Genomic DNA, 13,990 nt, shown 5'->3' on the forward strand with positions numbered 1-13,990 from the left:
AACTCTAATTTTTCATTCCTGGATCCCGATCCCCGATCGCTGACTCGTTCTTAAACAGGTATAATTTCTCAGTAACTCCGACACTGCTAACAGCGTGATTGCTATTTATCCTGGAAGCTTTGACCCAATTACTTTGGGACACCTTGATATTATTGAGCGTGGCTGTCGCCTCTTTGAGCGCGTCATTGTCGCTGTGTTACGTAACCCGAATAAAACACCATTGTTTTCAGTACAACAACGGTTGGAGCAGATCCGGATCTCAACATCCCATTTGGCGAATGTAGAAATAGATAGCTTCGACGGCTTGACAGTAAAGTACGCCCAAATGCGACAAGCACAAGTTCTTTTGCGGGGTTTACGCGCAATTTCTGACTTTGAAGCGGAACTACAAATGGCGCACACGAATAAAACACTTGCTGCGCATATCGAGACAGTCTTTTTGGCAACTTCTAATGAGCATAGTTTCTTAAGTAGTAGTGTGGTTAAAGAGATTGCCAAATTCGGCGGTTCCGTCGATCATCTTGTTCCTCAGCACGTTGCCCTAGATATCTACCGATGTCACACCAAGAGCCCCTAAAAATCGATCCTGAACAGATTCCTCAGGAAACCAGAAATACAGATATCCAGGAGGCGTTGAACCGACTGGAAGAAATTATTCTTGCCAGTCCTCGCATTCCGCTAACGCGCAAAACTTTAATTGACGAGGAAGTCCTGCTCGATCAACTCGATCGCATTCGCTTTAGTCTACCGACGGCATTTCAAGAAGCACAAGCAATTATCGAGCAAAAGAAAGAAATTTTGTTACAAGGAGAACAACACGCCCAAGAAATTATTCAAGCTGCAGAAGCTAAAGCAGCACAACTACTCAGTGAAACAACGATAGTGCGCCAAGCCGAAGCTGCTGCACAAGAAATTCGCCAGCAGGTTGAGCAAGATTGCATCGCTATTCAGCAACAAGTGCAAGCGGAAATCGATCAAATGCGCCATCAGGCTCAAGAGGAATTGTTACAAATTCGCGCCTCGGCGATCGCCGAAGCTGAAGACATTCAAAATGGCGCAGACGAGTATGCTGATAGCGTTCTTCGAAGTATTGAGCAGCAACTTAACGATATGTTGCGTATTATTCGCAATGGCAGACAACAACTACAATCCCCAGGAAAAGCAATAGGAATACGCGATGAGGGACGAGCAATTAAAGAGTAATTTTAAGTATTATTACTTATTTGGTCGTAGGTAACTGGTCATTGGCGATCGGCAAGAATACCGCTCAACTTCCTATTACCAATTACCGCCCATAACAATAGGAGTCTTTAATCCTGTTCATTTAAGTAAGAAGCTTTGTTTTCGATACATTTGTTTCATTTAAAATTCTGATAACTAATTTGCATGACTATTAAGGTTTTATTTTGCTACAGTCTTAACATAACGAAATAAAACTTTGCCCTGAGGTTGTAATTGTTTGCGTAACTCGCGTTTCGTGTATACTTTTATTGCTATTTGGGTAAAGTATCTATAAAGATAGTCAAGAAACGTACACAGGTACGAGAGGCGGTTATGGCTGTCGAATACGCCCAAACTCATGCATCATCGCAGGCTTTAAAACAGATCTTCCAGAGAGTTAATGCCCAAAGCTGCCCGCGACATTATAATTTTCATCTGCACACGGTTCACTCGGATGGTAAGCTGCAACCGGAAGAATTGATTCAGCAGGCGATCGCCATTGGTCTGCAAGGTCTAGCAATCACCGATCATCATACGGTTAGTGGTTATCAAGCCGCGCAACGCTACCTCAATGAACTAGAGTTGAGCAAACCTTATCTAAAATTTACTGTACCGCGCGTTTGGACGGGTGTAGAAATTAATGCCGATCTATTAGGTGTGGACGTTCACATCTTAGGATATGCGTTTGACCATCAACATTTCAGCATCGCGCCTTATTTGCAACGAAAAATTACAACTGGAAAAATGTATCAAGCAGATCGGGTGATTGCGGCAATTCATCAAGCAGGTGGGTTAGCGGTTCTAGCGCATCCCGCACGTTATAAGCGATCGCCGCAAGACTTAATTCCTGCAGCAGCTTCGTTAGGAATTGATGGCGTCGAAACATTCTACGCCTACGACAATCCTCAGCCGTGGCGTCCTAGCGTGACAGAAACACAACGAGTGCAACAACTGGCAAAGCATCATAATTTATTAAGTACCTGCGGTACTGATACTCACGGTTTGAGCTTATTAAAGCGTCTCTAAAAAGCAGTGGGCAAAACACAAATACCCTGTTCTAATTTAAAACAGGGTAGATTAATGAATTATTAAAAAATATTAAATGTGGGATTTAAAATACTGACATAATTGTAATTATGCCAGCACTTGTCAATACAAAAACGAAACCTAGAGCAATTGATTCGCCTAAGTGCTTGGTGACTTTCATACTTCTTGTTTATTAAGTGAGCCTAGCCTTTAATTTATCATTAACCTTGCATTTATCAACAAATAGTAAGTAAAACTTAAAGCACTGCAAAACTTCTTAATGTAAGATTCAGAATTGCGTGCTTATCCGTTGTACCATTTCACTAAACAAAAACTACAAACCATTTCTCCTGAAGCTGCCTATTTATAGAAAATTTCAAGCGAAACGGTATTACCCCAAATTCACAGTCATCGAGGGAAAAATGAAAACAGCATGAAAGTTCAGAGGCGCTATCTTGTAAAGTTTGCGCTAATCTTAAATGCTGCTCGAATGAGCTTTTAACCCTAACCTTGAACCGCCGATTTCTTCTGCTATACCAGTTATTTTGTTAATCCATGTTCTAGCGCGAAGCGAACGAGTTCAGTGCGACTATTTGTACCCGTTTTGCTAAATAAGCGACTAACGTACTTTTCGACATTCCGCACGCTAGTTTGTAAGCGACGAGCAATTTCTTTATTCATTAGCCCTTCTGTGACAAGATTGAGAACGCTCTGTTCTCTCGGAGTTAAGTCAATTTTAATCGGAGCCGGAGTTGTTGCAATTCCTTGACGCTGGGTTAGCAGGGCTTTAATTTGAGCGATTTGATTGGCTAAATCGGCAATATCGGGTGTCTCGCCCGATTCGCTAGACTGTGTTGCGGTACGACGGGCAATTAAGTTTTCTACTATGGCAACTAATTCATCAGGATCAAATGGCTTGGGTAGATAAGCATCAACTCCTGCTTGATAACCTTGGATGCGGTCTGTCGTCATACCTTTTGCCGTCAGGAACACGACGGGTAAAGTTTGAAAACGAGGATCGTCGCGCATTTGTTTGAGGAACTGGTAGCCATCTACCTGTGGCATCATGATGTCAGAAATGACTAAATCGGGGGTAGTTTGCTGTAGCAATTCCCATCCTTCTTGGGCATTACTCGCCACCTGCACCGTAAAACCACTTTCTTGCAAATAATCTTTCACAGCTTCTCGCAAACCTGGTTCATCGTCTACCAGTAAAAGTTGTGCGGACATCTACTACGTTTCCCTTGACGCTATCTTCTTCAATGTAGCGAAAAAGAGGGCTAAAGGTACTCTTGGCATGCTTTAAGAGCAAATAAAACTTGGAAATTGCAATCGCGATCGCAATCGAAGTATGTTATTTCCTAGCCACGAACCTCTAACCCTGAGTTTCCTAGCGGATGCTGATTGGTTTAAGTGGTTGATTGGGTGCTGTTTGAGCCAAGGAATTGGTTCCTAGAACCGCGATCGCGCGGGCGTATTGGGGATCGTTTTGAGTACCCACTAAGTTTGGGTTACTGGCTAGCTGACGTACTTGTGCTTCTGTCAAATCAATTTTGACATCCGGTGTAATTCCCTTGTGGCTAATATCCGTACCCTTAGGAGTGTAGTAATGTGCAATTGTAATTGCCAAGCCAGAACCATCAGAAAGTGAATGCACGGATTGCACTAATGCTTTACCAAACGTTTGACTACCAACGACAACCGCTCGATTATTGTCTTTGAGTGCGCCTGCTAAGATTTCACTTGCGCTAGCTGAATTTCCATCCACGAGAACCGCGACAGGCTGCTTTACCAAAGCAGTACGATTTGCGGCAATTTTTTCACTTCTACCGCGTCGATCGACGGTACGAACAATATCACCCGTATCCAACCACATCCGCGCGATCTCAATACTCGCTTGCAATAGTCCACCAGGATTACCCCGCAAGTCTAAGACATAGCTATCAACTTTTTGGCGATTGAGATCGTAAATTGCCCGCTGCATTTGTTCTGGAGCGTGCGCATTAAACTCTCTTAAGCTAATGTAACCAACTCGATGTTTGCCTTCTTGCTTGACAGAGTAGCGCACTGTGGGTACTTCGATCTTAGCCCGCGTAATTCTTATGTCTAAATTTTGTTGTCCAGAACGTCCAATTCTTAAATTAACAGGCGTACCCGCTTTACCGCGAATCATATTAGAAGCTTCCTGAACATCTAACCCTTGAGTGGGTTTACCATCAATCGCCAAGATCTCGTCACCCGATTGAATTCCCGCTTTGAGTGCCGGAGAATTTTCGATAGCTTCTACTACAGTCAGACGCTTAGTTTGTTCGTTGACTTCCATGCGAATTCCGACGCCGGAAAGTTCTCCAGCAGTTTGATCCGTAAGTGCTGCAAATTGTTGCGGATCGAGAAAGCGCGTGTAGGGGTCGCCCAGTTTCTCTAGTTCCTGCCGAATTGCGTTATAAGCTTGTTCCTTGGAGGTATAGTTTTTGCTTAAGAGGTTTTGTCGGCTAAGTTGCCAATTGACTTTGTTGAAGGTGCTATCGACGTACTCGCGGTTTACTAGCTGCCAAACTTCGTCTACTAAAGCTTTTGGACTATCTTGAAGTGCGGCGCGGACAGAGCGTACTGGAAGTAAAGGCGCCGTTAACGTTGTGGCGATCGCGCCGCTAAATAAAGCAAAATGGAGCAACGAGAAGCGTTTGGTATATTGCTGCATTGGGATTGGCGAAGTAATTTTTACAGTTAGATTTATTTTGACTCAGCGCTTGCATCTGTACACTGCGTGAGAGTTGCTATCGACTATACACCCAGTAAGTTTGTGATGACAGTAAAAACAGATAAAGTTTCATTGTAGTTTTAAACAATATTAGTTTCCACCCTACTTAGATTCCTCCTATATCTATCTACTATTTTGTGCCAGTTTTCGCAGTGTCCTCGAGAGGAGTGAGAAATTAGTGGTAAGTAGTGGTAATTTCTCTTATTAACTTGAGTCGCGTACAATCGCTTGGATAGTAGCTAACGAAACAGTAGAAAAATATTGTTTTTGAAATTGTTCTTCTTGTACAGCCATTAAGAACTTTTCAATAGCTTGCAAACATTTATCTTCAAATACTGTGGCTTGTGGTTGCCAATTGACGATAAAACCTCGATCGACAGAACTAATACTAAAACCAATACTACTAAGCGCTTGAAATCCTGATTTGAGTGTTTGGTCGCCGATTCCTAGTTTTTGACATAGTTGAAACCGCGTTACAGTTTGACCAGTGCGACTAATATATTTTGCAATTCCTAGTAACGAAAGCCAAATTTGATTGGGTGAAATAAATTGTGGTTTTTTCCAGGCTAACACTAGCTGTTTTTTTTCGCCAAGCGATCGCTTAAACCAATTACGTAAATCGTCCCAACTATTTGGGCAAGTTTCCAGCAGCAAACTTGGTTGTTGAACAGTTAACTGAGTTACGTTATCTTGATTTCGCCAGTCTAGGATCTGGCTTAGGTGACTTTGAACGGTACAGTTAACCGTAGTTTCAGTAGCGCGAACGGCAATTAACCGTACCTCATATTGTGGCTTTTTGCCTTTATCTGAGTAGGAATTGTAGTCAAGTTCTACAATGACATCGCACCGCCCTGGAGGAATTTCTTCGCAGTAATGTCCCCACCAAATACCAGGAAATCCTTTTGTAGTCGAATCATCACGAAGGATGAATTCTGTTTTGATGTATTTTACTTCTTTACCTTGTGCATCTCGAATATTACGATGCCGAGCATTTTCAAACCAGCAATTTTGAATCAACAGTTTGGGTACAGGATTGCCCATACCGCACGGTTCGAGTAATTTTAATTCCCAAAAGAGATCTTTGCCTAAGTCTTGGACAGTACACGTCAAGTCTGCTTGAATTGTTGGTGTTGTTAGGCTACTACTTAAAGATTGTCGCAATCTTTGGTTAATCGCCTCAGAAAATAAAGGAATATTTTCGACGGCTAAACTCAATCCGGCGGCGAAAGGGTGTCCGCCAAAACGATGTAATAAATGTGCTTGGTCTTTGACTAACTGATATAAATCGATTTGATTAACCGAACGTGCTGAACCACGTGCTAAGAGGCTAGAGGTGTTTGTGCCTTCAGTAATTCCTTCGGTACTTAATAAAATTGTTGGGCGTCCAGTTTCTTGCGCTACCTGTCCAGCAACTAAACCTAAAACACCGGCAGACCACTGCGGATCTTCTAACACGATAACACTCGTCGTCGATAAGTCTAGCCGCTGTAATTTGGCTGTCACTTGTTTGGCAACGTCTTTCTGTAAAGATTTACGTCGAGAATTTGCAAGTTCTGTATCTTGTGCTAGCTGTTCGATACGGTGTAAATCGCGGCTTGTGAGTAATTCGACACAAAAACTCGCATCACCGCGAATGCGACTCACTGCATTGATGCGCGGACCTAAACCAAAAGAGATATCTGTCGGGCGATCGCCACTTTTCTGACACAGCTCTAATAATTTACCAACGCCTGGACGTCGCCGTTGTCCTTCTGGCTGCTTAAAGTCGCGTTGCATTTTAGCAATTCCTAGCTGTGCCAAATAACGACAATCTCCTGAAAGTTGTACTAGGTCTGCGATTAAGCCAATTGCAACTAGATCGAGTAAGTCTTCTAACGGTTGTTGAGGAATATTGGGTAGTTTTTGGTACAAAGCTTCTACAAGTTTATACGCAACAGCAACGCCTGAAAGATGAAACAACTGATGTTTGTCTGGTAAATAGCGAGGATTGATAATTGCTACAACTGGTGGGCGTTCTGGTGGTAGTGTATGATGGTCTGTAACAATAACATCGATGCCGAGTTGTTGGGCGTATTCAATTTCTGTAATATTCGTGCTACCTGTATCGCAAGTAACAATTAACTGCGCTCCTCGTTGAGCAAGAATATCAATTCCTTGGCAGTTAAGACCGTGGGACTCGGTGATGCGATTGGGTATGTAATAAAATAAATCAGTATTTTGGTGAAAAAACTGTCCTAAGCCATCCCAAAGCACTGCCGTGGAGGTAATGCCATCGGCGTCAAAGTCTCCCCAAATCGCGACTTTTTCGCGGCGATCGCGTGCTTGCTGCAATCGCGTTACCGCTTGATGCATTTCTTTGCCAAATTCAAACGGACTTGCGGCTTTATATGCTTGAGGACTGACAAATGTTTCTAAACTTTTTTGGTCTTGAATTCCACGTTGCCACATTAGCTGTGCAGCGAATTTACCCGACGAATTAGGACAATAATTACTGACAGCTTGGATGAACCATTCAGGCGGTGATTCAACAGGTGGTAGCAGCCATTGTGGTTGTTCTGGCATAGGAGAGAGGTTAGGGGTCAAAGGTCAGGGAATTTTAGGGCACAGGGGTTGGAGAAACCAGGTGAGAAATACTACATATGAACTTCTCTTTCACTACTTTCACTAACTACTAGCCACTAGCTACTCACCCCTAATCACTATTTTCGTCTACTAGAGAATTGAGAGCAACCTCACCAGCAATACCTTCGGGTTTGCGCGATAAGACAGCCGGACGCGATCGCCGATAACCTGCTCTTTCTGCTTTTTGCCGTTCGTAAGCAATCAGCCTACCATAGTATTCATTTTTACTTAAATTCATCGATAAGAAGATGTGCTGACGGCTGTTACCAAAGCCCTTACGTTGAAAAAATTTTACCGCAGGTGTATTTGCCGGGTCGGTATCAACGAGCATAAACCGCGCCCCATCTTCAATCATGCGTTCGATGAGTTTGTCTACCAAAGTGTCACCAACTCCACGACGTTGAAAATTAGGGTCAACTCCTAACCAAATAATATAACCGTATGTCCAAGAACCTTTTGTAATAACGGTACCTAAGATAAATCCTGCTAGTTTGCCGTCAATTTCCGCAACGAGACAGTATTCAGGATCGGTGTTATAAAGTCCGATAACTTCCCACTCGTCCCACGTACGATATAAGTAAGGATACAAATCGCTAGTAAATAGCTTTTCTCCCAAGTGATAGACAGGAGCAAGGTCATCAATTTCGAGTTCGCGGACATAAACTGAGGATGTATGCTCCGGGTCTTTTGTGTCATGCGTCATAACTAACTTCCTATGCCGTCCTTTACAAAGGGACTTCTTGAATATTGACAAGATTTGGTAGCAAGTGCTGCAAAGAAGTAACTTCGTCGTAGCGATCGCGGTGACAGCGCGTTGCATACTGACAAAGATCGCAAAACTTGCTACCTAGTGGCACTTGAGGAAATGGTTCGCCGCGTTCGTAACGTTGTAACCATTGCGTGAGTTGACTTAAGAGAGCGTTGAGTTGTTGTGCCGTTTTTTCGTGCTGAGCATTGTTATAAATGAATTTCAGACTTTGTGGTCGATCTTCAGATTGAATAAACCAGTAAGTCATTGATAGCTGTTCGGGTACGTAGTCGCTTGTTTCAGCTAGCACGTACAAATAAAGACGTGTTTGCCAATTTTGTTGTAAAGCGCGGCGATTTTGTGGTTTAGGGTAAGTCTTCCAATCGAGAATTTGGGCTTGGCGATCGTCGGCAATCAATAAATCGTAAATTACCGTGAGTATATACCCTTGAACTTGCAATGTACGGCAGTGTTCGCTTTCGCGGAAAACTTGGCTAGTAATATCTGGTGTTAAAATTTCTGGTGCAACACTTGCAAAAGCATTTATCCAACGCTGTAGTTGGGCATCTTCTTGTAGCAAAGATTGAATTGGTAAACCAAGTTCGCGCTGCTGCATCAGCAAGTGAAAGCGACTTCCCCAATTTAGGCGCTCTTGTTGCTCTAAACTGGTAGGAGATGTGAGTTGCTCTAAATAAGTGTGTTGAAATTGACGCGGGCAACGTTCGAGTAAGTTGAGTTGCCCTTGAGATAAACGCATAGAGCTATAAATAAGTAGCTTTATTTTATTTTAGGCTCCCTTACTTAATATATAAAACTTTGATGCTGCTTTACACAATCACATGAAGTATCGCACCTTAGCTCATCAATGGAATGAAGTTGAGTTAATAAGATTGGTAAGATATTGTGGTTTCTTTATATAAGATTGCTGCATTATTAAGTATTGCTTGTACCCACGCCAGCGATAGCAGAGTTAATGTTAGTAGGTCAGTCTAATAATGGAATGATTTGATCGTTCATTGATACAGACTCAATTAATCGATTGGGTAAGAATGTTTCGTTTGTTGAAATAATAAAACAATCAGTTCCTAATGAGTGGGGTGCTTCAGTTATACTTTCTCGTAACACGGTAAATTGCGATTTTGGTAAGGTAGATATACATCGCATATCTGGCGTAACACAATTAGGACAATTGGTCTACGATAGCAAATATAACGATCCAAACCCAATGGCTCTTCTCCCAGGCACTGTTGGTGGCTCTGTATTTGAATTTATCTGTTACGAGTATTAGTAATTGGCGATCGCTAGCTAAACTTTACTCAACACGTAGACACTACCTTCGTTACCGCGTCCGATGCGTAAATCACTATCAAGATAAGTAATATCTAACCATCCTTGTTGTTCGCGGCTATCTAACCGAAAATCAACGGCGGCAAATCTTTTACCAGCTTCAATCTGCGAAATAAACTCTCCTGGAGACTTGTAACTTACTAGGCGTTGTAATCCAATAATCGAGCGCTCGAATTTGACTTGTACGCGGCGATCGCTCAGTGGTGCAAACCGCGCACTAACCGCTACCATACCTTCTAAAAAAGGAATGCCATAAACTTCTGCTATGTTGTATACGCTATTTGTTGCTACGCGAATACATTGATAAATTTGACCAAGCTTAAACAATGGCAGTTGGTCAATATTTAATAATCCTTTACTTGTGGTGTAGAGAAGTCGCCAGTCACCATTAAGAAGTTCCCCAGCTTCTATCGGACGAGGAGTAGGGTTGCGATCTTCTAATCGCGCGATCGCAATTAATATCGCTTGTTTGTCTTGTTCTGTTGCGAGTAATCCTCGATTCTTTCCAGCGATCGCTTCTAATAGTGTTGACTTATCTACCATCGCACCCTTGCCTTTTTTAGCCGATTGCTAATTTCTACAACATCAACTTTTGTAGTATTGAGGTTGATGACTGATTGCAGAGGTCAGAGTTAAATTTACCGCGTTTATACGGCGAACGCTCTTCCACCAAAGTTTAACAAAGCCTATACTGTTCACTTGGAACAATAATGCTCAGCCTCTGCGATTTTGCCCTAACTATATTGACCATTGTGAGTTATGCCAACTATTCTCTGTTGATTGCGTCGCTGGTGGTTAATAAGTTTTTTGACAATTATCAGAATTACGCGAGCTGTACTAGTTATAGGTGCGATCGCCACTATACTTAACAAAGGTGTCCAGCGATTTGTTAGTATTGATAAACTTGAAAAGTATAGTTAGCTTGATTTCAAAAAACTTGCATTATGCGTAACTCTGCTCTGCGTGAAGAACCTCGCGATCAACCGGCTGGCGTCATTCCTTTGAAGAACGAATCCTCGTTACTCGATTGGTTGGAGTCATCAGGTCGCTTGATAGCGCGTGATAACCAAGAGCCAGATTATTTAGACGATGAAGAAGAAATTGCAGGTTTGATGGATCCGGACGATATGTCCTACGATCTTGATGATGACGATGATATCGTCGAGGTTGAAGATTAACATTGTGCCGCTACAACCTGCGCTGGTACACAAATCTCCAACTAAGTTTGCAGCTTCTTGCCCTCAATCTTCCACGTGTGGGAGACTTAAAGTCGAACTTCTTAAAGTTGGGCAGCTAGTCTGCCCAAAAGAGTTTCCCAATAATACAAACTCGTGTGCGTTGGGCGGCAAAAGCTTGCCGCAATACTGAGTGATTTTTGCTAATACGAATCGAATTACTCGAAAAACCTTCACAGCAATTTTGTTTGACGGCAAATCAAACACCCTTTAAACTCTATGCTGGTTACTCCAGTTTTGTGGTGAAGCGCTCGCCATTGAGACAAGGTGTAAAAGCTCAAACATTTGGTGTTGTGAGGGATTTTCGTGGAAGCTAAATCATCTTCGGAATCTTCGTTTTATTTATCTGGTACTAATCTACTTGTATTATTGAGTGTGGCACTCAGTGTTGCTGCATTCGTTTTAGATTGGAGTGCAAATCGATCGTGGCAAGTAACTTCGCTGAGCCTACCTCTGATTATCTGTGGAGTTGTTACTGCGGGAATAGGATATGGTGTCGTACCGTTGCTAGTTAGGTTAAAGACTGGGCAAGTCATTCGCGAAGATGGTCCCCAAGCTCATTTAAAAAAAGCAGGCACGCCAACGATGGGAGGCGTGTTTTTTATACCTGTTGGGATTATCTGCGCGGCAATTTTGTCGAGTTTTGCAGCAAACGTTGTTGCAGTTTGTTTGTTAGCGTTAGGCTATGCAGCGATCGGTTGGCTTGATGATTGGCAAATTCTCCGACGTAAATCGAATAAGGGAATTTCGCCGCGCATGAAGTTGGCTTTACAAATTGGATTAGCAGTGGTGTTCTGTTTGTGGCTGTGGTGGAGTCAAGCAAGCAGTATTACCACAGTAAACTTACCTTTTGATTATACTTTGCCGTTAGGTTTGCTATTTTGGTTGTTAGCAGTTTTCGTACTAGTAGCAGAGAGTAATGCGACTAACCTGACAGATGGTGTTGATGGCTTAGCTGGAGGAACAGTTGCGATCGCATTCTTAGGATTAGGAGCCTTAGTTGCACCTACATCACCCGAATTAATGATTTTCTGTGCTTGTATGAGTGGTAGCTGTTTAGGCTTCTTAGTGCACAACCGCAATCCCGCCCGCGTATTTATGGGAGATACAGGTTCGCTTGCCTTAGGAGGTGCTTTAGCTGCTGTTGGACTACTGAGTAACTTGCTTTGGGCGTTATTCGTTCTCAGTGGTATCTTTTTTGTCGAAACGCTCTCTGTGATGGCACAAGTTGGTTACTACAAAGCAACCAAAGATGACAAAGGTGTAGGCAAGCGTTTATTCAAAATGGCACCTTTACACCATCATTTAGAACTTTCCGGTTGGTCAGAGTTACAAGTTGTTGCTGTTTTTTATGCGGTCAACATTATTTTAGTTGGATTATGTTTGTGGCTCAGTCGTTAGCGAACTGTTATTTCCCATCGCTAACTATTAACCTTGATTTCCTCGAATTTGGCTAACGAGGTGAACGAGTTCGGGTAAAATTAACTGCTGCATTCCTAGTTTGACCGCGTTAGAAGAACCAGGGAGCGAGAAAATCAGTTTGTTTTGATATACGCCAGCGATCGCGCGCGAGGCGATCGCCCGCGAGCCAATTTCTTGGTAACTTAAATAGCGAAACAACTCTCCAAAACCAGGAAGCGTTTTTTCTAAGAGGTTGGAGATCGCATCGTAAGTCGTATCTCTAGGGGCGATTCCAGTACCGCCATTGCAAATCACTGCATCTAAATCAGCGTTACTTGCTAAACTTTGCAATTGATTTTGAATTTGCCTTGGTTCATCTGGAATAATTATGTACGCCCCCACAGTATGAGCCGCATCCAAAAGTAGCTGTTTGATAAGTTGACCGCTTTTGTCGGTTGCAAACGCGCGCGTGTCACTTATCGTAATTACAGCACAATTGACTGTGATGCTCGTTGGGTCGGGATGTGGCTGATGTGCCATTCAAGTTGAAACGAATAAATTTAGATCGAATCCGGTTAATTACTGATAATTCAAGTGGCTAGTAATTAGTAGTTAGTGGTTCGTGAAAGATTGACTAGCAACTAATAACTAGCAACTAGTAACTCAATAGCTTAGTTTTTTAACCGGAGAGAATATTACGACTTGTTAAATTCTAAACCGTGAGTTTCTGCGTAACGTTGCATAAAACGCAAAAAGCGATCCCATTCATCAGGCGATTTCATCAAATAGAAGACTTCTAGGGCTTCTGGCTTACCGTTGACGAATTTACCTTTGACTTCGCGAGTTGTGATTGTCCCTTCTTCGTCAATCATGTACATACCAGTAATTTCTTCTGTTGCTTCGCTGCTAAGCGCTTGGGGATTTTGGAAGTAAAAAGTTGCTGTCCCGTTACTGCCATCGCGCGATCGCGTTAACCGCACATCAGGAACTACTTCTTCATCGACGCCTCTAAAAAACTGGATTTGAGCCATAACAATTTGCGACTAAACTTCATTTGCTTTCATCTGTAACTTCATATTTTCTCATTTTTTTGAGAATTGGTAATTAGCGCTCGGTGAGTTTAGGCAATTTACTCCGCGCCAGTGCTGACTTTAGGGGAAATTTTCCGATTCAGTACGTTCTTTGTCAAGTAAAAGAGTTACTGGACCATCATTTTCGATCGAAACTTGCATCATTGCACCAAATATCCCAGTTTCTACCCTCAAACCACTTTGCCGTAGCTTGCTCACAAACGAATCATACAAATCTACAGCAACTTTAGGCGGTGCAGAACGGTCAAAAGAGGGACGACGACCTTTGCGACAGTCACCATAAAGCGTAAACTGACTTACGACTAATAATTCACCGCCGATTTCCTGCACGGATTTGGAAAAGCGATCGCTACTAGATTCGTCGTCAGGAAAAATGCGCAACTCTAAGCATTTGCGCGCCATCCATTCGAGTTCGGCTTCTGTATCAGTATCAGCAATACCGACAAGTAAATTCAGCCCTCGCCCAATTTTCCCAACAATTTCACCATCAACGCTTACTTGCGAAGATTTGACTCGTTGAATAATAACACGCATATTT

General features: G+C 42.7%; 14 protein-coding genes. 5 read left to right on the forward strand and 9 right to left on the reverse strand.

Features of this window, described 5'->3' with window-relative positions; translation table 11 throughout:
• Positions 1-94: 94 nt before the first annotated feature.
• From coaD to B1A85_RS15090, 3 genes are all read left to right on the forward strand, one after another.
• Complete coding sequence (gene coaD / locus B1A85_RS15080; protein ID WP_104547731.1) at positions 95-577, forward strand: pantetheine-phosphate adenylyltransferase; 483 nt, start codon at positions 95-97, stop codon at positions 575-577.
• Positions 556-1,203, forward strand: coding sequence for a hypothetical protein (locus B1A85_RS15085; RefSeq protein ID WP_104547732.1), 648 nt, complete (start codon positions 556-558; stop codon positions 1,201-1,203). The genes coaD and B1A85_RS15085 overlap by 22 nt, the downstream gene beginning before the upstream one ends.
• A gap of 351 nt (positions 1,204-1,554) precedes the next feature.
• Positions 1,555-2,247: a PHP domain-containing protein gene (locus tag B1A85_RS15090; protein ID WP_104547733.1), complete on the forward strand. Its 693-nt coding sequence runs from the start codon at positions 1,555-1,557 to the stop codon at positions 2,245-2,247.
• A 540-nt stretch (positions 2,248-2,787) separates the two neighbouring features.
• On the opposite strand, the gene B1A85_RS15095 is transcribed toward B1A85_RS15090, so the two are convergent.
• The 6 genes from B1A85_RS15095 to B1A85_RS15120 all read right to left on the reverse strand — a co-directional run bounded on the left by B1A85_RS15095 (position 2,788) and on the right by B1A85_RS15120 (position 10,268).
• Positions 2,788-3,477 carry a response regulator transcription factor gene (locus B1A85_RS15095; RefSeq protein WP_104547734.1) on the reverse strand — a complete coding sequence of 230 codons (690 nt, stop codon included), beginning with the start codon at positions 3,475-3,477 and terminating at the stop codon, positions 2,788-2,790.
• 160 nt (positions 3,478-3,637) lie between these two features.
• Positions 3,638-4,948: a carboxyl-terminal processing protease CtpB gene (ctpB, locus tag B1A85_RS15100; protein WP_104547735.1), complete on the reverse strand. Its 1,311-nt coding sequence runs from the start codon at positions 4,946-4,948 to the stop codon at positions 3,638-3,640.
• A gap of 264 nt (positions 4,949-5,212) precedes the next feature.
• Positions 5,213-7,570, reverse strand: coding sequence for a single-stranded-DNA-specific exonuclease RecJ (gene recJ, locus B1A85_RS15105; RefSeq protein WP_104547736.1), 2,358 nt, complete (start codon positions 7,568-7,570; stop codon positions 5,213-5,215).
• A gap of 130 nt (positions 7,571-7,700) precedes the next feature.
• On the reverse strand, positions 7,701-8,333 hold the full coding sequence (locus B1A85_RS15110) for a GNAT family N-acetyltransferase (RefSeq protein WP_104547737.1): 633 nt from the start codon (positions 8,331-8,333) through the stop codon (positions 7,701-7,703).
• Positions 8,334-8,355: 22 nt separating this feature from the next.
• A complete protein-coding gene (locus B1A85_RS15115; RefSeq protein ID WP_104547738.1) occupies positions 8,356-9,135 on the reverse strand; it encodes a PD-(D/E)XK nuclease family protein in 780 nt (259 codons plus the stop codon).
• 548 nt (positions 9,136-9,683) lie between these two features.
• Positions 9,684-10,268 (reverse strand): PAP/fibrillin family protein, encoded by a 585-nt coding sequence (locus B1A85_RS15120; protein ID WP_104547739.1) that lies wholly within the window; start codon positions 10,266-10,268, stop codon positions 9,684-9,686.
• 401 nt (positions 10,269-10,669) lie between these two features.
• On the opposite strand from B1A85_RS15120, the gene B1A85_RS15125 reads away from it, so the two are divergent.
• Together B1A85_RS15125 and mraY are read left to right on the forward strand one after the other, a co-directional pair.
• Positions 10,670-10,903, forward strand: coding sequence for a DUF3134 domain-containing protein (locus B1A85_RS15125; RefSeq protein WP_104547740.1), 234 nt, complete (start codon positions 10,670-10,672; stop codon positions 10,901-10,903).
• Between the two features lie 363 nt (positions 10,904-11,266).
• Positions 11,267-12,361 (forward strand): phospho-N-acetylmuramoyl-pentapeptide-transferase, encoded by a 1,095-nt coding sequence (gene mraY, locus B1A85_RS15130; RefSeq protein WP_104547741.1) that lies wholly within the window; start codon positions 11,267-11,269, stop codon positions 12,359-12,361.
• Positions 12,362-12,388: 27 nt separating this feature from the next.
• On the opposite strand, the gene B1A85_RS15135 is transcribed toward mraY, so the two are convergent.
• The 3 genes from B1A85_RS15135 to dtd form a co-directional block, all read right to left on the reverse strand.
• On the reverse strand, positions 12,389-12,901 hold the full coding sequence (locus B1A85_RS15135) for a molybdenum cofactor biosynthesis protein B (RefSeq protein ID WP_104547742.1): 513 nt from the start codon (positions 12,899-12,901) through the stop codon (positions 12,389-12,391).
• Positions 12,902-13,056: 155 nt separating this feature from the next.
• Positions 13,057-13,392 carry a photosystem II reaction center protein Psb28 gene (gene psb28, locus B1A85_RS15140; RefSeq protein ID WP_104547743.1) on the reverse strand — a complete coding sequence of 112 codons (336 nt, stop codon included), beginning with the start codon at positions 13,390-13,392 and terminating at the stop codon, positions 13,057-13,059.
• A 120-nt stretch (positions 13,393-13,512) separates the two neighbouring features.
• Positions 13,513-13,986 carry a D-aminoacyl-tRNA deacylase gene (dtd, locus tag B1A85_RS15145; RefSeq protein WP_104547744.1) on the reverse strand — a complete coding sequence of 158 codons (474 nt, stop codon included), beginning with the start codon at positions 13,984-13,986 and terminating at the stop codon, positions 13,513-13,515.
• Positions 13,987-13,990: the final 4 nt, after the last annotated feature.

This window comes from Chroococcidiopsis sp. TS-821, from assembly GCF_002939305.1.
In the GTDB taxonomy this organism is placed as follows: domain Bacteria; phylum Cyanobacteriota; class Cyanobacteriia; order Cyanobacteriales; family Chroococcidiopsidaceae; genus Chroogloeocystis.

Excerpts from the sequence above, each read along its gene's own strand:
- B1A85_RS15115 (WP_104547738.1), bottom strand. The coding sequence starts at position 9,135 with ATGCGTTTATCTCAAGGGCAACTCAACTTACTCGAACGTTGCCCGCGT.
- B1A85_RS15085 (WP_104547732.1), top strand. The coding sequence starts at position 556 with ATGTCACACCAAGAGCCCCTAAAAATCGATCCTGAACAGATTCCTCAG.
- B1A85_RS15095 (WP_104547734.1), bottom strand. The coding sequence starts at position 3,477 with ATGTCCGCACAACTTTTACTGGTAGACGATGAACCAGGTTTGCGAGAA.
- B1A85_RS15135 (WP_104547742.1), bottom strand. The coding sequence starts at position 12,901 with ATGGCACATCAGCCACATCCCGACCCAACGAGCATCACAGTCAATTGT.
- B1A85_RS15090 (WP_104547733.1), top strand. The coding sequence starts at position 1,555 with ATGGCTGTCGAATACGCCCAAACTCATGCATCATCGCAGGCTTTAAAA.
- dtd (WP_104547744.1), bottom strand. The coding sequence starts at position 13,986 with ATGCGTGTTATTATTCAACGAGTCAAATCTTCGCAAGTAAGCGTTGAT.
- psb28 (WP_104547743.1), bottom strand. The coding sequence starts at position 13,392 with ATGGCTCAAATCCAGTTTTTTAGAGGCGTCGATGAAGAAGTAGTTCCT.
- B1A85_RS15110 (WP_104547737.1), bottom strand. The coding sequence starts at position 8,333 with ATGACGCATGACACAAAAGACCCGGAGCATACATCCTCAGTTTATGTC.
- B1A85_RS15120 (WP_104547739.1), bottom strand. The coding sequence starts at position 10,268 with ATGGTAGATAAGTCAACACTATTAGAAGCGATCGCTGGAAAGAATCGA.
- ctpB (WP_104547735.1), bottom strand. The coding sequence starts at position 4,948 with ATGCAGCAATATACCAAACGCTTCTCGTTGCTCCATTTTGCTTTATTT.
- B1A85_RS15125 (WP_104547740.1), top strand. The coding sequence starts at position 10,670 with ATGCGTAACTCTGCTCTGCGTGAAGAACCTCGCGATCAACCGGCTGGC.
- recJ (WP_104547736.1), bottom strand. The coding sequence starts at position 7,570 with ATGCCAGAACAACCACAATGGCTGCTACCACCTGTTGAATCACCGCCT.